Source organism: Solitalea longa (assembly GCF_002920915.1).
GTDB classification, from domain to species: domain Bacteria; phylum Bacteroidota; class Bacteroidia; order Sphingobacteriales; family Sphingobacteriaceae; genus Solitalea; species Solitalea longa.
On the sequence record NZ_PQVF01000012.1, the window covers coordinates 34,801 to 53,190 of the forward strand.

The window sequence follows — 18,390 nt, forward strand, 5'->3', positions numbered from 1 at the left end:
TTCTAGTTGACTATTATTGATTATCGATTAACTTATTTATTTTTGTCACCCCGGTTTAACAAAATCCTGATGATAAATTTCGAACGATTTACTTTAGATAACGGACTGCGTGTGTTGGTACATGAAGATCCGGCAACTCCAATGGCTGTTTTAAATGTGCTTTATGATGTGGGTGCGCGTGATGAGGATGAGCATAAAACAGGCTTTGCCCATTTGTTTGAGCACCTTATGTTTGGCGGTTCTATTAATATTCCGTCTTATGATGAGCCTTTGCAAAGGGTAGGAGGTGAGAATAATGCATTTACTACTAACGACATAACAAACTATTATATCCAGGTTCCGGCGGTAAATCTTGAAACTGCTTTTTGGTTGGAATCGGACCGTATGCTTAGCCTTGCCTTTTCCGAAAAAAGCCTGGAAGTGCAACGCAATGTAGTGTGCGAAGAGTTTAAACAGCGTTACCTGAACCAGCCTTATGGTGATGTTTGGCTGAATCTTCGCCCATTGGCATTTAAAACCCATCCCTATAAATGGGCAACAATAGGCAAGGAATTGTCTCATATCGAAAATGCTACTCTGGAAGATGTAAAAGACTTTTTTGCCAAGCATTATAACCCTCAAAACGCTATTTTGGTTGTTGCCGGAAAAGTGAAACTTGAGGAGGTGAAGCAATTGGCCGAAAAATGGTTTGGGCCCATTCCTTCCGGACAAAAATACGATCGCAATCTGCCTCAAGAACAGTTGCAAACCGAGGCTCGCACACAAACTATACAAGCAAAAGTTCCACTTAATGCTATTTACAAGGCCTTTCATATTGGCGACCGCAATCAAAAGGAATTTTATGCCACCGACTTGATCTCCGATTTACTTTCACGTGGTGATTCTTCCCGTTTATATCGGTCATTAGTAAAGGAGCAACAGTTGTTTAGCGAAATTAATGCTTATGTTTCAGGTGATATGGACCCGGGCCTGTTTATTGTTGAAGGTAAATTGGTGAATGGCGTTGAAATGGAACAGGCCGAAGCTGCTATAGAATCGGAATTGAACCGGTTAAAAAATGAACAACTTCAAGCTGATGAATTAACCAAGGTGAAAAATAAGATTGAATCAACCATGGTGTTCTCTGAACTAAATCTGCTCGACAGGGCCATGAACCTCGCTTATTTTGAACTGTTGGGTGATGCCAATAACTATAATTTCGAAAGAGAGAAATACCAGGCAGTTACAGCTTCTCAAATTCAGGAACAGGCCAATAAAATTTTTAGCAGCAGCAATTGTTCTACCTTATATTATTTAAGTCAGAATTAATAGTACCTAAAACCATCATTGAGTAAAATGATATTAGATAGAAAATCAGAGCCGCAGTTTAAGGCTATTTCAAACATAAAACTTATTAAACCCGAAGTTGATAAGCTGAAAAACGGTATCAGCTTATATTTTATTGATGCTTCTGAAGCGGATTTAGTACGGGTGGAATTTATTTTTTCGAATACCCAGTGGAGCATTGATCAACCTTTGGTAATTGGAGCCACCAATTCGATGTTAAATGAGGGAACCCCTCATTATACAGCCTCTCAGTTAGCTGATAAAATTGATTTTTATGGTGCTTTCTTTCAGCATGAGGCCGGCTTCGACCATTCAAGCGTTACGCTTTACAGCTTAAACAAGCACTTGAAAAGTACCCTTCCAATTATAAAGGAGATCATTACCGAAGCTTGTTTTCCCGAACAGGAGCTTGCCACCTATGTTCAAAACAGCAAGCAAAAATTACAAGTCAATCAACAAAAAAATGATTTCCTGGCACGTAAAAAGTTCAACCAGGTTCTTTTCGGAGATCACTCTTACTATGGATATAATGTTCAGGCTGAGGATTACGATAAATTAAGCCGCGAACAATTACTGGGGGTGCGCCGCAAACAGTATACAGCAAATAACTGCACTATCATTGTTTCAGGGAAAGTAAAGGCCGAAGAACGTCAACTGATTACCGAACTATTTGGTAACGAAGACTGGCTTTCAGAAGAATTATTAAAAGTTGATCAACCTCTTCTTAAACCTTCATCAACGGCTAAGCACCTTGTAGAACGGCCGGATGCGTTGCAATCGGCTATTCGCCTGGGGAAGCCATTGTTTAATAAAACCCATCCTGATTTCCAATCGATGCAGGTATTGAATACCGTTTTTGGTGGATATTTTGGTTCGCGTTTGATGTCGAATATCAGGGAAGATAAGGGGTACACTTATGGAATTGGTTCGGCTATCGTTTCACTTAAAGATGCCGGATATTTCTTTGTGGCCACGGAGGTTGGAGCAGATGTTTGTTCCAATGCCTTAACCGAAATCTATAAAGAGATTGATATATTAAAGAATAATCCTATTCCTGAAGAAGAACTGAGCCTTGTTCGAAATTATATGCTTGGCTCTTTCCTAGGAAGTTTGGAAAATGCCTTTTCGCATGCCGATAAGTTCAAGGGCATTTTATTCTATGGCCTCGATTACGATTATTACGATAATTTCTTCGAAACAGTTAAAACGGTAACACCGCAGCATCTGCAAGAATTAGCCAATAAATACCTTGCCGATGATTTTCTGGAAGTTGTGGTAGGTAAGAAGTAAACCAGTCGACAGTAAGCAGTCAACAGTTCTCAGTCGCCGGTCCACAGTCCCTAGTACTTTGTCTCAAGTTTGTAAGATGAGATAAACAGATAATACTGGGGACTGTCGACTGCAGACTGACAACCTACTGCCGACTATGTATTGCATGCTGAACACGGCCATTATTTCGTCATAAAAGAACCAAATGCAAAGAATCTTTAATTAAGGGTTTCGCATACCGGAAATTTTCTTTACCTTTGCCCGGCAAATAATAACTCCTAAAATTATTTGCCATGCATTTAGACCCATCAAAATTTGTTCTCGACGGCCTTACTTACGATGACGTGTTGCTGATTCCAGCGTACTCAGAAGTTTTACCACGTGAAGTTAACACCCAATCTAATCTAACAAGAAACATTAAGATCAACGTTCCAATCATCTCTGCTGCGATGGATACCGTTACCGATGCTGAGTTGGCTATTGCCATTGCTCAAGCGGGTGGTTTAGGTATGATCCACAAAAACATGAGCATTGAAAAGCAAGCTGCTGCTGTTCGTAAAGTAAAACGTTCAGAAAGTGGTATGATTCAGGATCCTGTTACCTTAACTGTAGATGCTAAATTGAGTGATGCTTTACGTTTAATGAAAGAGAACAAGATCGGTGGTATTCCAATTATCAATGGCAACAATAAACTGCTTGGCATTTTAACCAATCGCGATCTGCGTTTCCAGAAAGATGTTTCTCTGCCGGTTAGTGAAGTAATGACTACACAAAATCTTATTACTGCTCCGGAAGGAACAGATTTGATGAAAGCAGAAGAAATCCTACAAAAACATAAAATTGAAAAATTACCGGTAGTTAAAGCCGATGGTACGCTTGCTGGTTTAATTACCTTTAAGGATATCCAAAAGTTCAAAGCTTATCCAATTGCATGTAAAGACGAACATGGTCGCTTACGTGTTGGTGCTGCTGTAGGTGTAACTGCCGACACTATTGAACGTGTTACTGCATTAGTTAACGCTGGTGTTGATGTAATTACAGTAGATACAGCTCACGGCCATTCCAAAGGAGTTATTGAGATGGTGAAAAAAGTGAAAACCACTTTCCCTAAACTAGAAGTAATTGCTGGTAACATTGCTACAGCTGAAGCTGCTTTAGCTCTTAAAGATGCTGGTGTTGACGGTGTTAAAGTAGGTATCGGGCCTGGTTCAATTTGTACCACACGTATTATTGCCGGTGTTGGAGTACCACAGTTAACGGCTGTTTTTGAGGTAGCTAAAGCCTTAAAAGGTACAGGTGTTCCTGTTATTGCCGATGGCGGTATTAAGCAAACTGGTGATATTGTTAAGGCAATTGCTGCGGGAGCGAGTTCAATTATGGCGGGTTCGTTATTTGCAGGAGTTGAAGAATCACCAGGTGAAACCATCATTTTTGAAGGTCGTAAGTTTAAATCATATCGTGGAATGGGTTCTGTTGAAGCAATGGAGCAAGGTTCAAAAGACCGCTATTTTCAGGATGTTGAAGATGATATCAAAAAATTAGTACCTGAAGGTATTGTGGGTCGTGTTCCTTATAAAGGCACATTGGCTGAGGTGATGTATCAGTATATCGGTGGATTAAAAGCCGGTATGGGTTACTGCGGTGCTCGTACAATTGAAGATCTGCAGGAAGCTAAATTTGTACGTATTACCGCTGCAGGTATGCGCGAAAGCCACCCGCACGATATTACTATCACTAAAGAAGCTCCAAATTATTCTACTAAATAAAGAGTTTTAAAAACCACAGAGTTACACAGCGATCGCAAATGTGAACTCTGTGGTTTATTTTAACAATCAATTAATCACAGGGAACTTCGTGCAACTCCTCCGCCTAAGTCTTTATTAGTTGAGAAACTTTCCCTCTACCACAAAACTGCTTTCCTTTAATAACTTCGATTGTTGCTTTCTTTCGATTTTATAAAATTTATTCGGAATATATTCTAATTTTTCCACTAACTCATAAAGCTCATTGTCAGTAGTGTTTAAAATTGAAATGGATTTAATAGTTCCATCAGGATGTTTTATAATGCTTATTTCACGGGTTTTTAAGGTGGTATCAATGGCTTTGTAAACTTCAGAAGTGTCGGATTTATTCACCAGGTAACTTTTATTCCATGCAGGTTTGTTAATATTCGAATTAATAAAGACACTCAGTTCTGATCGCCAAATCGTATCCTGAATAACTTTAGATTCAGTTTTTCCGTTGCTATTTACAGTTTTGCTGATCTTCGGATGTTCAATGTTCAGGCGATTCACTTCGCTTTCAAAATAGGCCTTGATATTAAAGTAAGGGCTATTAGCGGTATTTTGATGTTTCGGTGAGTTTATACAAGAAACAGCAGATAGAAGTACTACTAAAAAGGAAAAAGAAAGTTTATTCATGCAATAAAAATAAGAAGCGGTTGACGAAATTTCGTCAACCGCTTTAAAATGTTTAAAAATGAGCTATTACCCCATAACAGGTACTCTTATTTTATAACGTTTACTAAAATTGCTATCTAAATCAACCTCCACATCTTTTTGGTGAACCACTAATCCAAGGCTTCCTGAAAAGTCATAACCAATTTTTTCACGAAGAACGCGATAATTTGCTGATGATGGAATTCCATTTGAAGAGCTCCGGTTTACAATCCGTTTTACTGATTCATTGAATTTTTGTTCGGTTTTTATCTCTGAAGTTTTTCCATTTGCAGGAGGAGCATCGATTATTGAACGTGGTTTATCTGTTTCACCGATAATTTTTTTACATGTATTGTAAATATTTGTGATTTTACCATCATTATCAATGCTAATAGCAATCAAACCATGATCAGAGTTAACGCTTTCAACTCCTTTATGGCATTGTCTGAACTGAATAATGGTTTCTATTGCAGAAGCTTTTTCCATTGTTCCGCTGCCATTTAAAGTGCCACCAGAGGTAAGAACATGGCGAGTGTTACCTAGTTTTAATTCTATTTCACCATTGAAACCTAAATCGCCAATTGCCCGTTCGGCAATACTTATTGCCTTTTTTTCATTTATCAATTCCTGATTATTTAAGTTTGCTTTGCCAAAATGAATATTTAAAGCACCCTCATTATTTACATGAAGTTTAATATCCTTTGAATCTATAAGTTTATTGCCTTTTTCATCAAATTGAATAAGTTGTGCTTTTGTTTTTGGAACACCGATTTGGTTAGCGATTTTTGCGATCCGCTCATCATTAAAAAGTTCTCGGTCAATAATTATGGCCTTTTTTTCCTTGGGTAGTTTTAACTCGGATGTTAATGACCTGGTAGGTAAGGTCCCTATCCATTGCCATTGATACCAACCCTTAGTTACAGGAGTTCTTGAGAAGTACCGCTCTGTATTTAACCGATTGATCGCTTCCGAAGCATTTGCTCCGGCAGCCATTACAACTGGTACTTGGTTATGACTAATTCGCCAGCTGGCATCTAAAAATGCCCGGGCAAAAGTTTTACCTTGCTTCCATCCATCCCAAAAATATTGACCATACTCAGGGGCATCAATACTAGTGGTTTCATATCCAAAGAGCATTCGCAGTCCTCCCTGGTTTGGAGACCACCAGGTTCTCACGGGATTGTCAGGTCCTGAAACTCTTAATGAAAAACAAGTTGACCAGAATAAGTAACGAAGTTCCTCATTAGCAAAGGCCATCCTATTGGAAAATGCCCAATCTCTGTTGTCCCACAGTCCACCTAATGGTAATTGGAATACTCCATTGCCATCCATTCCTCCATGGCCTGAATGGTAAAATACCATTACAGAGTCCATTCCATAAGTGTCTTGCCAATTGTCATAAGTTTCTTCATACTCCCAAACTCTTACCCCCGAATCTTTGAACCAAAAATTGGCAGGTTGAAAAGAGGTTGGATAGTCCAAAAAACCTTGAGCATCCTCATGCGTGTAAGTAAGTCCACTTACATTTGAAAAGGTTTCAAGACTGTTGGCGCCATAGTAATCAGCACTGCCAGCTACTATAGCTTTTAATCCTTTTTGAGTAGTTACTTTTTGAAAAGGATTCGCTTTGATTAATCTTTTGAATTTCATAAGTGTAGGATTTAATTGATTATTAAGAGTGTTTTTCAGGTAAATAGAATCATGGGTAGATTTTTAGTAATGACCTGATGGTCAGATTGTTATGATGAAGTTATTGTTTAATATTCTTTTCTGCAATACTGCTTTACAAAATGAGTAGTTATACTCATTCAGTTAGGGTCAAAAAAAAACAGGTTATCAATCTATTTTGATAACCTGTTTTTAAAAAAGAATTAATGTACTTATACCAATTCAAAGCCAGTCATTTCTGCTGACTTTTGAATATTCATCATTTTTAAAATGGTAGGAGCAATATCACCAAGTTTACCATTTTTAACCGAAGTAACATCCTTGTCTATTACAATGCATGGCACCAGGTTAGTTGTATGTGCCGTATTCGGAGTTCCATCATCATTGATCATATAATCGGCATTTCCATGGTCGGCAATGATGATGAATGAATAGCCGTTTTCGATACCTGTTTCCACTACTGATTTAAGACAACTGTCTACGGTTTCAGCAGCTTTAATTGCGGCACTGAAAACACCTGTATGGCCAACCATATCGGTATTGGCAAAGTTTAAGCAAATAAAATCTGGCCATTTACTTTGTAACTCCGGCAAAATTGCATCCCTGATATCAAAGGCGCTCATCTCAGGTTTCAAATCGTAAGTGGCCACTTTAGGCGAAGGGCATAATAAGCGTTTTTCACCTTCAAATGGAGCCTCACGGCCTCCTGAGAAGAAGAATGTAACGTGAGGATATTTCTCGGTTTCAGCAATGCGAATTTGGGTTTTACCAGCATTTTGAAGTACCTCTCCTAAAGTCATTGCCAGGTCATCCTTAGTAAAGATCACTTTAACATCATTAAAGGTCTCGTCATAAGTAGTCATGGTCACATAAAATAGCTTAAGCTTTTTCATGTCTTGTTCAGGGAAATCTTCCTGCGTAAGTGCTTTGGTAATTTCGCGGCCACGATCGGTACGGAAATTAAAGCAAATAACTACATCACCTTCTTTTATGGTAGCTACCGGCTGTCCATTGGCATCAACTTTAACAACAGGTTTTAGGAATTCATCCGTAACATCTTCGGCATACGAATGTTCAATGGCTTGTTCAATATTGTTTACCGCTTTGCCTGCACCCTTAACCATTACATCGTAAGCAAGTTTAACACGCTCCCAGCGATTATCTCTGTCCATTGCATAGTAACGCCCCACTGCCGATGCCACAACTCCTGTACTTTGGGAAATATGCTGCTCAAGTTCTTTCATAAAGCCTAAGCCGCTTTTCGGATCGGTATCTCTTCCATCTAAAAAGGCATGAACAAATACATTCGGCAACTGCTGCTCAGCTGCAGCTGATAACAATCCTTTTAAATGGTTGATATGTGAGTGTACGCCCCCATCTGATACTAATCCTATAAAATGAACACTTTTGTTCTCTTTTTTAGCATAATTGAAAGCATCAACTAAAACGGGATTTTTGTCAATTTCGCGCTCTCGAACTGCTTTATTGATGCGTACAAGTTCCTGATAAACAACTCGTCCGGCTCCTAAGTTCATATGGCCAACTTCCGAGTTGCCCATCTGCCCCTCAGGTAATCCAACCGCTTCACCTGAAGCTTCGAGTTTTGAGTTCGGATACTTATTTACGATTTCATCAAAAAAAGGAGTGTTTGCTTTGTAGATGGCATTTGAGTCATCCTGGCGACCGTAGCCCCATCCATCCAGGATGATGAGGGCAATTTTTTTACTATTTTCCACAATACAAATATATTTTTTTAACAATAAAAGTCTCTAAAAATTAAAGAAAACTCTCTGTTTTAACGCAATTTGGCACTATTTGTGTATTAAAAGGGCTTGAAAAAATAATTTAATAAGATCGTGAGTAAAATACTTTTAATAGTATCATTAATATTTTTTGCCCTTCCGGGAGGAAAACACCAGGATGATACCATTGAAGTGATCACTAAATCGATTGAAACGGCCAACACCAAAGAAATCTCTAAATACCTCAATTCCTCAGTAATTCTTTCCATTTTAGATGATGAAAATGTGTATAGCAAAACACAGTCGGAAATGATATTGAGAAGTTTTTTTGTTAAATATCCCCCCGTTCAGGTAAAGCTTAAACATACCGGTTCCTCACCCGAAGGTATGCAATATGCAATCTGTTCTTACCGTACCTCATCCAGTACATATCGTCTGTTTTTTTATATGAAACAGACCGGTACCAACACCCTCATTAACGAGCTCAGAGTAGAGTCAGATAAATGAGTTTTCCTCAGTTTTGCCAACATTTTTTTATCTTGCCGCATTAAATTGTGACGTTTTGGAAAAAGAACTTGTTAAACAGTTTATTATTAGTTCATTGGCTGAAGATGTTGGAGATGGTGACCATACTTCCCTTTCAAGTATTCCGCAGGGAACCCAAGGAAAAGCCCGCTTACTTATAAAAGAAAATGGAATTTTAGCTGGGGTAGATCTGGCGAAAGATATTTTTGCTACGGTTGATCCTGAACTTAAGCTCGAAATTTTTATTATTGACGGAACTTTAGTTAAAGTTGGCGATGTTGCGCTAACTGTTTTCGGAAGTGTGCATTCAATTTTAAAAGCAGAGCGTTTGGTTTTAAACACCATGCAACGGATGAGTGGTATTGCAACTGTAACCAATTTGGTTGTTAAGCAGCTTGAAGGAACTTCAACGAAAGTGTTGGATACCCGTAAAACCACACCCGGAATTCGTTTTCTGGAGAAATGGGCGGTTCTAATTGGGGGCGGTGTTAATCATCGCTTTGGATTATATGATATGATCCTCATTAAAGATAATCATGTTGATTACGCCGGAGGGATTAAAAACGCGATCGTTAACGCGCATAATTATCTGAAACAAACGGGAAAAAATCTTCAAATTGAAATTGAAACACGTAATTTAGACGAGGTTAAACAGGTGATCGATGTTGGTGGAATTGACAGGATTATGCTTGATAATTTCAGTTTCGAAAATCTGCGACAAGCCGTTAAATTGATTAATGGTCAGTTTGTTACGGAAGCTTCGGGAGGAATAACGCTTGAAAATGCGCATGATTATGCTCTTTGTGGAGTAAATTATATATCTATGGGAGCCTTAACTCATTCGGTGAAAAGTCTTGATATGAGCCTTAAGGCAATGTAGTTCAAATTGTCGCTCTCAACGTTTTTGAATATTTTTAATAAAGTTTTTGAATAGAAAACGATTCTGATGATATCAACTCAATCGTTAATTGCTCTCTTTTTAGCCTATTTACTTGGTTCTATTCCTACTGCTGTTTGGATAGGCAAGATTTTTTATGGGATTGATGTTCGTGAGTATGGTAGCGGAAACGCGGGAACCACTAACACCTTTCGGATTCTCGGCAAAAAAGCGGGAATTCCGGTGATGTTAATCGACGTTTTTAAAGGTTGGTTGGCGTGCTATCTTGCGCATTGGTTTTCAAACTATCCCCCTGAATCCATTCAGTTTGCCAATTTTCAGCTTTCTTTAGGCATTATTGCCATTGTAGGGCATATCTTTCCTGTATTTGCCGGTTTTAGAGGTGGTAAGGGAATTGCCACACTCTTCGGAATGGTGTTGGCTATCCATTTGCAAGCCGCATTATGTTGTTGCGTTATTTTCCTGGTGATACTAATTTTTAGCCATTATGTGTCATTAGGCTCTATGATTGCCAGTTTCTCCTATCCTGTTTTAATGATTTTTGCTTTTCATGTTGGCAATAAGTCCGTAATTTTGTTCGGTGTTTGTGTGGCGGTATTAGTTTTGGTAACTCACCAAAAAAATATTGAACGATTATTGAAGGGAAAAGAAAGTAAATCTTACCTGTTTAAGAAAAAAGTACAGAATTAATTTACTATGAAGTTAAAAGTTATCGCTCTTGTAGTGGCTATTGCCCTATTGGAAGCCTGTTCACAAGTTCCGTTGACAGGCAGAAGTCAGTTAAGTCTTGTTGATGAAGGTCAAATGCTTTCATTGGCTCAATCCAGCTATACTGATTTCCTGAAAGAAAACAAGGTAGTATCATCAACCAATAAAGATGCTGCTTATGTTAAAAAGGTTGGAAATAACTTGATTGAGGCGGTTAAAACCTTTATGAATCAAAAAGGATATGGTGATCAGATAAAAGACTACAAATGGGAGGTAAACCTGGTAGAAAGCAAAGAGCTTAATGCCTGGTGTATGCCGGGAGGTAAAATTGTAGTTTATACTGGTATTTTGCCGGTAGCTAAAGACGAAGCCGGTTTAGCAACCGTTATGGGCCATGAAATAGCGCATGCGATTGCCCGTCATGGTGCAGAACGTATGTCGCAACAAATGGCTATGGAATACGGAGCTGCAATCGGATCAGCGGCAACTTCTAAAAATGCCCAATACCAGTCTGTATTTAATCAATTGTATGGTGTAGGGGCTCCGATTGTTATGTTGAAATATGGCCGAAATCAGGAGTCGGAAGCTGACCGTTTGGGACTTACCTTTATGGCTATTGCTGGTTATGACCCTAATAAAGCAATTGATTTCTGGCAACGGATGTCAACTTCATCTCAGGGTCAGCAAAAACCACCTGAGTGGTTAAGCACACACCCTAGCGACGAAACTCGTATTGCCGGTATTCAGAAATATCTTCCAGAAGCTTTGGAATATTATAAGAAGAAGTAAAAGGATTAACAATATTAAATAAAATAAAAGGCCTGAAATGTACATTTCAGGCCTTTTATTTTATTTCTATTCAGAATAAAGTGAAACCCCTAATGTTTCTAAAATGGCTTTAGCTTTTAACAGGCATTCGTTGTATTCTTTTTCGGCGACAGATTGATAAGTAATTGCACCACCCACCTGAAAAGACAAATACTTGCTTTGCTGATCATAGAGTATACTACGGATCACTACGTTAAAATCAAAATTACCGAAAGGAGTAATATAGCCTAAGGCTCCTGAATATACTCCTCGATTACTTTCTTCCAAGTCTTCAATAATTTCCATCGCCCGTATCTTCGGAGCGCCGGTCATTGAGCCCATTGGGAAGCAATATTTTATAGCATCGGTAAAATGGAGTTTGTGATTTAGTGTAGCTGAAACCGTTGAGATCATTTGATGCACCTGTTTAAAGGAATAGATTCCAAAGAGCTCATCCACTTTTACTGAAGCAGGTTCGGCACAACGTGTAAGGTCATTTCTAACTAAATCAACAATCATAACATTTTCGGCCTGTTCTTTTAGATCATTCTTTAAAGCTGTTTTAAGCCTCTCATTTTCCTCAGGGTTGTTACTGGTTGGGGCCGTGCCTTTAATTGGCTGAGAATAGATCTTTTGCTCTTTTTTGACCAAAAAACGTTCGGGGGAGGCACAGAGTATAAACTTTTGATTCAATTTGAAGAATGAAGAGAATGGCATCGGAGACCTTTTGTTCAATTTCATCCAAGTATCGATCGGATCAATACTTGCCTCTTCGGCATAAAATTCCTGGCAAAAATTAAGCTCGTAGATATCTCCTCTTAAAATGTGCTCCTTAATTTTCTCCACTTTAGCCAAATAAGTTTGCTTATTTATTCGTGGGGTTATTGAGGAGTTTGAAAAGGTAGTTAATGGTTTACTTTCAATGTTATTGATCGTTTGCCAAAGCTTTTCTTCCGAAATTGTATTGTCGTTTGAAATGAACTCAACTGAATTTCCTTTTATCCGTATGATAAATGTAGGCGCAAAAAAATAAGCTAAAGGAAAATTCAGGTGGTCTGGATTTTCCGACCGGAGGTCTTCAAGTTGATTTTTTAAATCGTATGAAAAGAATCCAAATAACCATTGAGGGTGTGACTGATGAAACTTTTTAAGTGTCGTGAAATAAGGTTCAGTACCGGCAGTCAGGTCTTCTTTACTACCGGCAGCAATTATGCAGTCGTACGAGCCATAAGCATCTTTATAGTTATTCGAATCGAGATAGCAACAGGCATTAAAAGAAGAAGCCCAATAAAGGGCTTTCTCTTTGAATAGATTTATGTTTTCGGTTTTAAACAAAATCAGAAATATAAATGAATTGAACTTTTTGAGTTTTACTCACTATTACTTCAAAATCAAGGTCTGAACACGATCAGGTCCCACTGATAAATATTTAATAGGAACTTCAAGTTCTTTCTCCAAATAATCGATATATGCTTTTAGCTTAGCAGGAATTTGCTCAGGCTTAGTAATACCTGTTAAGTCTTCATGCCATCCATCTAACTCTTTTAAAACAGGAACGGCTTCAACTGTATTGATATCATACGGCATATAGTCAATTCTTTCACCGTTATAATCATAATGCGTACAAACGTAGATCTTTTCAAATCCGCTTAATACATCCGCTTTTGTCATTACCAATTCAGTAGCACCATTCAACATGATAGCATACTTAAGAGCAGGCAGATCAATCCAGCCTGTACGACGGGCACGGCCTGTAGTAGCGCCAAATTCGTGACCGATACGACGTAATTCTTCGCCAGTTTCGTTATTTAACTCAGTAGGGAAGGGACCTCCGCCAACACGAGTACAGTAGGCTTTGAAAATACCGATAACTTCACCAATACGGTTAGGAGCAACGCCAAGTCCGGTACATGCTCCGGCTGTGGTAGTATTTGAAGAAGTTACATAAGGATATGAACCAAAGTCTACATCTAACATTGTTCCCTGCGCACCTTCAGCCAGTACTTTCTTACCTGATTTCAGGTAATTGTTTACCAAATGCTCCACATCAACCTGAGGGATTTGTTTTAACAGTTCTAATGCATCAAAAAATTTAGCTTCACGTTCTGCTAAATCAGAATAGTCAAATTTATACTGATCTAAAATGCCTAAATGTTGAGCTTTTATACGTTGATATTTTTGGTCGAAATCTTCCAGCATTGTATCGCCAACGCGTAAGCCTTTGCGTCCAATTTTATCGGTATAAGTTGGGCCGATACCTTTTAAAGTAGAACCGATTTTCTTATCACCCATATTGCTTTCATAAGCAGCATCAAGCAATTGGTGAGTAGGTAAAATTAAATGTGCTTTACGGGCGATCATTAATTTTCCGGTTTTAATCGGGTCGTAGCCGTTAGCTTGTAAATTTTCAATTTCGCGTTTGATGATAATCGGATCGATTACCACGCCATTACCAATCAGGTTTAGGGTGTTTGGATTGAAAACTCCCGAAGGGATGGTATTTAAAACATATTTTTTACCATCAAACTCCAGTGTATGGCCGGCATTTGGTCCGCCTTGAAAACGGGCGATCAAATCATATTCAGGGCTCAACACGTCTACAATTTTACCTTTGCCTTCGTCGCCCCATTGCAGGCCTAATAACACATCTACGCGCATAGTTGTACGAAAATTTATTAACAGTTACTGTTGTGATATAATAGGAAAACCGATCAGACGTACTTTGGTACGGTACTGATCAGCCGTTTTTATTTAAGTGTTTTGAAAATCAGATCAAGCGGTTTTGTTTGCGTATGATTCACACTGGCCGCCATCACGTAAACGGGTACAGGCGCCATAAAGATTTAACGAGTGATGCTTGATCTCAAATTTTAATAAGTCACCCATCATTGCCTGAATTTGCTGAACACGAGGATCACAAAACTCAACAACCTTACCGCAATCCAAACAAATAATATGGTCGTGTTGACGATAGCCATACGATTTTTCGAACTGAGCCATGTTTTTTCCGAACTGATGTTTAGTCACCAGGTCACATGAAACTAAAAGTTCCAAGGTATTGTAAACTGTAGCACGACTCACCCTGTATTTTTTGTTTTTCATGTGGATATACAATGACTCCACATCAAAGTGATCATTACGGGAATAGATCTCTTCTAATATTGCAAATCGCTCCGGTGTTTTACGAAGGCTGTTTTTTTCTAGATAACCTTCAAATATCTTGCGAACGGTTTGCGTTGTTTCAGCTGTTGATGGCATAATACTTTTTAAAAGCAGGTCAAAAATATCGTATTTATCCGATTTATATCAATTTTTTATTAATAAATCGCTAAAACAGATTGAAATACAGTTTTATATTTAAACAAAGCAAAGCCAGTTAAGATTGCATATGATCAAATCTGTAAGCACTCAAAACGCCTTTTGCATCGCTTAATTGTTTAATAAGATTGTTCAGGTGATCAGTGTCATGAACATACAGCATTATTGAACCCTCAAAAATACCGTCATGACTATCTACCGTAATCGAACGAATATTTACTTTAAAATCGCTTGAAATAACCTTGGTTATATTGTTAATTACTCCCACATCATCAATTCCCCGAATTCGAATGCCTGCTAAGAATGCAATTTCTTGTTGGTTGGTCCAGCGGGCTTTTACAATACGGTATCCGAATTTCGACATTAATTTTACTGCATTCGGACAATTGGTTCGGTGGATCTTAATTCCATCGCTTACCGTTACAAAGCCAAAAACGTCATCTCCAGGAATAGGATTACAACATGGTGCTAGCTTATAATCCAGCTTGGTCATGTCGTCGCCGATCACAAGAGTGTCGTCAACCTTTTTCTTAATGGTTTTAACATAATTGTCGAGCGATTGAGGTTCAATCTTTTCAACCGGTTTGTTTTCCGGAATTCGTTCCGAATCAAGGAACTCCTTTAAATCATTTTGATCGAACTTGCCGATCGCTGTTTTATAATAAAGATCCTGAATGCTTTGGATGCGATTATGGTTGGCAATTTTATGCAACATGTCGTGGTTGAAAGGAATCTTTAGCGACTTCATTTTTCGCTCTAAAATTTCCTTACCATCCTCGGCCACTCTTCTTTTCTCTTCTTTTAATTGCGATTTTATTTTCGACTTGGCTTTGGCTGTGATAACGATATTAAGCCAGTCTTCTTTTGGAGATTGCTTTTGAGAAGTCAGAATTTCAACCTGGTCGCCATTTTGAATTTTGTAACTAAGCGGTACTAATTTGTGGTTTACCTTGGCACCGATACATTTACTTCCAACATCTGTATGGATATCAAATGCGAAATCAAGGGCTGTGGCTCCGTTTGGAAGTTTTATAAGCGATCCCTTCGGAGTAAATGCAAATATCTCATCCGAAAAAAGGTTCATTTTAAAATCATCCAAAAAGTCGAGTGCATTTGAATCAGGACTGTTCAGTGTTTCTCTCACTTTCTTAATCCATTGATCCAAACCGCTTTCGTTTGAAGATTCTTTATATTTCCAATGGGCGGCAAAACCTTTTTCAGCAATTTCATTCATCCGCTGAGTACGGATCTGAATTTCTACCCAGCGTCCTTTAGGGCCCATAACGGTTGTATGCAATGATTCGTAGCCGTTACTTTTAGGGCTCGATATCCAGTCTTTTAATCGATCGGGGTTGGGAAGGTATAAATCAGTTATGACCGAGTAGGCTTTCCAGCAATCGGCTTTTTCCGATTCTGGAGAACTATCTAAAATAACACGGATGGCAAACAGGTCATAAACTTCTTCAAAAGGAACGCCTTTGGTTCGCATTTTATTCCAAATAGAATGAATGGATTTTGGGCGGCCCATAACTTCGGCAGTTAACCCTTGCTCCAGTAATGCATTTTGAATAGGTTCGATGAACTCTTTAATGTATTTGCTCCGCTCGGTTTTTCGTTCGGCTAATCGTTGGGCAATGAACTTGTAGGTGGCCGTTTCGGTAAACTTCATCGCCAGATCTTCAAGTTCTGATTTTATAGCGTACAAGCCTAAACGGTGGGCCAACGGTGCATATAGATAAATTGTTTCAGAAGAAATTTTTAACTGCTTATCACGAGGCATATGCTCCATTGTACGCATATTGTGCAAGCGGTCGGCCAATTTGATCAGGATCACGCGAACATCATCGGCCAGTGTAAGCAGCATCTTCCTGAAATTTTCTGCCTGAATAGAACTGGTATTGTCAAAAACTCCCGAAATTTTGGTAAGGCCATCGATGATGGAAGCAACCTTTTTGCCGAACTCACGCTCTATATCTTCAAGTGTTAAGTGAGTATCTTCAACCGTATCATGAAGTAGTGCACAAACAATGGAGGTAGTTCCTAGGCCAATTTCCTCTGCACAAATTTGTGCAACAGCAATAGGATGATAGATATAAGGTTCGCCGGATTTTCGGCGCATATCCTTATGACTATCAAGCGACATGTCGAATGCTTTTCGGATCAGTCGTTTATCACCCTTTTGCATGGTGGGCTTGCAGGCTCTCAAAAGCGCCCGGTAGCGCTTTATTATCTCGTTCTTTTCAGCTTGTAGGTCTATTACCAATTCCTTCATAAATCAGTCAGCCTGTTGTGGAGTTAGCAAAATAAATTAATCGTTATAAGTGTGGTTAGCACTTTTTATAAACGGAGTAGGTTGTTTAGGGTCCGTAAAGTTATTGTTTTTTTCTTAAAGTTTGGTGGTTTTATCGGCCTTCGGTTACGAAGGCCAAGGGTATAAATATTCTTTTTAAATAAAATTAAAATTGAAAATTTTTATTTGTTGTATGAACTTGTTACTTTTTTGATCGTTTAAGAAAGGTAAAATTGTGTAATGAATGCATTAGCATTAAATTTGCAAACATTGTGGCTATGATAAATCCATTGAAAATAACGGTGTTGTGTGCGTTGCTGTTTGTCGCTTCGGGGGTGAAAGCGCAGCACCAATGGATTAAGGGAAAATACGATACTATTGTGGTGCAGGCCTATGTTTATCAGGGCGATACGATTCCTCACATTTGGTTAAAAGAAGTAATGGTAAGCGATTACCGTATTTGGAAAAGTGACCGTCAGCGCGATAAATATAACAAGCTTAAACGTGATGTATTGAAGGTGTTGCCTTATGCCAAATACGCCGGTTATCGCTACCGTCAGCTAGAATACCAGTTGCTTGCGGCAAAAAATGATGCCGAACGTAAGCAAATGGTTAAGCAATGCGAAGATGAAATAAAGCGGAACTTTGAACGCGACATCCGCAATATGACCATTAAACAAGGAGCTATTCTGATAAAATTAATAGATCGTGAAACAGGACGTACCAGTTATGTGTTATTAAAAGACTTGAAAAATGGATTAACCGCTTTCTTCTGGCAATCGATAGCTAGTGTTTTTGGGAATAGTTTGAAAGAACATTACGATCCGGTAGAAGATTATGAGATTGAAAATATCATTCAATCAGTAGGTGATCCCGACTATATGCAAGCGTATAATGAATACTACAAATATCTATCATCACAAGGTATCAAATATTAAAGGCGAAGAAGTTTCGCTGGAGCAATTTAAAGGTAAGGTGCTTTTAATTGTAAATACCGCTACTGAATGTGGTTTAACGCCCCAACTGCGCGATCTTGAGCAATTGCATGAAGAGTTTAAGGGACAGGAGTTTGAGATCTTAGGGTTTCCTTCCAATGATTTTGGTGAGCAGGAGCCACGGTCCGAAAATGAGATCCAGGAGTTTTGCATGGTCAATTATGGAGTCTCATTTCCCATGTTTTCTAAGATTCATGTAAAGGGAGAGAATGCCCATCCATTTTATAAATTTCTTTCAGAAAAGAAACAAAATGGCAAGGTTAATTCTAAACCGCTATGGAATTTTCACAAATACCTTATCGACAAAAATGGTTACGTAGTTGATTATTTTCTGCCGGTTACCAAACCGCTGAATTCACGAGTAAAAAGAAAAATAAAGGCATTGCTTGAATAAGGCAGTGCTCTC

16 protein-coding genes are annotated in these 18,390 nt (G+C 38.6%); 9 read left to right on the forward strand and 7 right to left on the reverse strand.

Annotation, left to right across the window (positions count from 1 at the left end):
* The first annotated feature begins 69 nt into the window (after window positions 1-69).
* The 3 genes from C3K47_RS15865 to guaB all read left to right on the forward strand — a co-directional run bounded on the left by C3K47_RS15865 (window position 70) and on the right by guaB (window position 4,361).
* Window positions 70-1,308, forward strand: coding sequence for a M16 family metallopeptidase (locus C3K47_RS15865; protein WP_103790143.1), 1,239 nt, complete (start codon window positions 70-72; stop codon window positions 1,306-1,308).
* A 27-nt stretch (window positions 1,309-1,335) separates the two neighbouring features.
* Entirely contained in the window at window positions 1,336-2,616 is a 1,281-nt protein-coding gene (locus tag C3K47_RS15870) for a M16 family metallopeptidase (RefSeq protein WP_103790144.1), read from the forward strand.
* A 272-nt stretch (window positions 2,617-2,888) separates the two neighbouring features.
* The gene (gene guaB / locus C3K47_RS15875) at window positions 2,889-4,361 is read left to right on the forward strand and encodes an IMP dehydrogenase (RefSeq protein WP_103790145.1); all 1,473 of its coding nucleotides are present in this window, start codon (window positions 2,889-2,891) and stop codon (window positions 4,359-4,361) included.
* Window positions 4,362-4,475: 114 nt separating this feature from the next.
* Here guaB and C3K47_RS15880 read toward each other — a convergent pair whose 3' ends face one another.
* The 3 genes from C3K47_RS15880 to gpmI all read right to left on the reverse strand — a co-directional run bounded on the left by C3K47_RS15880 (window position 4,476) and on the right by gpmI (window position 8,437).
* Window positions 4,476-5,015 (reverse strand): hypothetical protein, encoded by a 540-nt coding sequence (locus C3K47_RS15880; protein WP_103790146.1) that lies wholly within the window; start codon window positions 5,013-5,015, stop codon window positions 4,476-4,478.
* 66 nt (window positions 5,016-5,081) lie between these two features.
* The gene (locus C3K47_RS15885; RefSeq protein ID WP_103790147.1) at window positions 5,082-6,683 is read right to left on the reverse strand and encodes a DUF6345 domain-containing protein; all 1,602 of its coding nucleotides are present in this window, start codon (window positions 6,681-6,683) and stop codon (window positions 5,082-5,084) included.
* Window positions 6,684-6,913: 230 nt separating this feature from the next.
* Complete coding sequence (gene gpmI / locus C3K47_RS15890; protein ID WP_165784716.1) at window positions 6,914-8,437, reverse strand: 2,3-bisphosphoglycerate-independent phosphoglycerate mutase; 1,524 nt, start codon at window positions 8,435-8,437, stop codon at window positions 6,914-6,916.
* Between the two features lie 120 nt (window positions 8,438-8,557).
* On the opposite strand from gpmI, the gene C3K47_RS15895 reads away from it, so the two are divergent.
* The 4 genes from C3K47_RS15895 (at window position 8,558) to C3K47_RS15910 (ending at window position 11,363) form a co-directional block, all read left to right on the forward strand.
* Entirely contained in the window at window positions 8,558-8,950 is a 393-nt protein-coding gene (locus tag C3K47_RS15895; RefSeq protein ID WP_165784717.1) for a DUF4783 domain-containing protein, read from the forward strand.
* A 55-nt stretch (window positions 8,951-9,005) separates the two neighbouring features.
* Window positions 9,006-9,848: a carboxylating nicotinate-nucleotide diphosphorylase gene (gene nadC / locus C3K47_RS15900; RefSeq protein WP_103790150.1), complete on the forward strand. Its 843-nt coding sequence runs from the start codon at window positions 9,006-9,008 to the stop codon at window positions 9,846-9,848.
* A gap of 66 nt (window positions 9,849-9,914) precedes the next feature.
* Window positions 9,915-10,556 (forward strand): glycerol-3-phosphate 1-O-acyltransferase PlsY, encoded by a 642-nt coding sequence (plsY, locus tag C3K47_RS15905; protein WP_103790151.1) that lies wholly within the window; start codon window positions 9,915-9,917, stop codon window positions 10,554-10,556.
* A 6-nt stretch (window positions 10,557-10,562) separates the two neighbouring features.
* Window positions 10,563-11,363 (forward strand): M48 family metallopeptidase, encoded by an 801-nt coding sequence (locus tag C3K47_RS15910; RefSeq protein WP_103790152.1) that lies wholly within the window; start codon window positions 10,563-10,565, stop codon window positions 11,361-11,363.
* 66 nt (window positions 11,364-11,429) lie between these two features.
* On the opposite strand, the gene C3K47_RS15915 is transcribed toward C3K47_RS15910, so the two are convergent.
* The 4 genes from C3K47_RS15915 to C3K47_RS15930 form a co-directional block, all read right to left on the reverse strand.
* Window positions 11,430-12,716: an anthranilate synthase component I family protein gene (locus C3K47_RS15915; RefSeq protein ID WP_103790153.1), complete on the reverse strand. Its 1,287-nt coding sequence runs from the start codon at window positions 12,714-12,716 to the stop codon at window positions 11,430-11,432.
* Window positions 12,717-12,761: 45 nt separating this feature from the next.
* Window positions 12,762-14,039, reverse strand: coding sequence for an adenylosuccinate synthase (locus tag C3K47_RS15920; RefSeq protein WP_103790154.1), 1,278 nt, complete (start codon window positions 14,037-14,039; stop codon window positions 12,762-12,764).
* A gap of 114 nt (window positions 14,040-14,153) precedes the next feature.
* Window positions 14,154-14,639: a Fur family transcriptional regulator gene (locus C3K47_RS15925; RefSeq protein ID WP_103790155.1), complete on the reverse strand. Its 486-nt coding sequence runs from the start codon at window positions 14,637-14,639 to the stop codon at window positions 14,154-14,156.
* A gap of 118 nt (window positions 14,640-14,757) precedes the next feature.
* On the reverse strand, window positions 14,758-16,971 hold the full coding sequence (locus tag C3K47_RS15930) for a RelA/SpoT family protein (protein ID WP_103790156.1): 2,214 nt from the start codon (window positions 16,969-16,971) through the stop codon (window positions 14,758-14,760).
* A 296-nt stretch (window positions 16,972-17,267) separates the two neighbouring features.
* Here C3K47_RS15930 and C3K47_RS15935 point away from each other — a divergent pair, with 296 nt between their 5' ends.
* Window positions 17,268-17,927, forward strand: coding sequence for a DUF4294 domain-containing protein (locus C3K47_RS15935; protein ID WP_103790157.1), 660 nt, complete (start codon window positions 17,268-17,270; stop codon window positions 17,925-17,927).
* Window positions 17,884-18,378, forward strand: coding sequence for a glutathione peroxidase (locus C3K47_RS15940; protein ID WP_103790158.1), 495 nt, complete (start codon window positions 17,884-17,886; stop codon window positions 18,376-18,378). The genes C3K47_RS15935 and C3K47_RS15940 overlap by 44 nt, the downstream gene beginning before the upstream one ends.
* Window positions 18,379-18,390 lie beyond the last annotated feature (12 nt).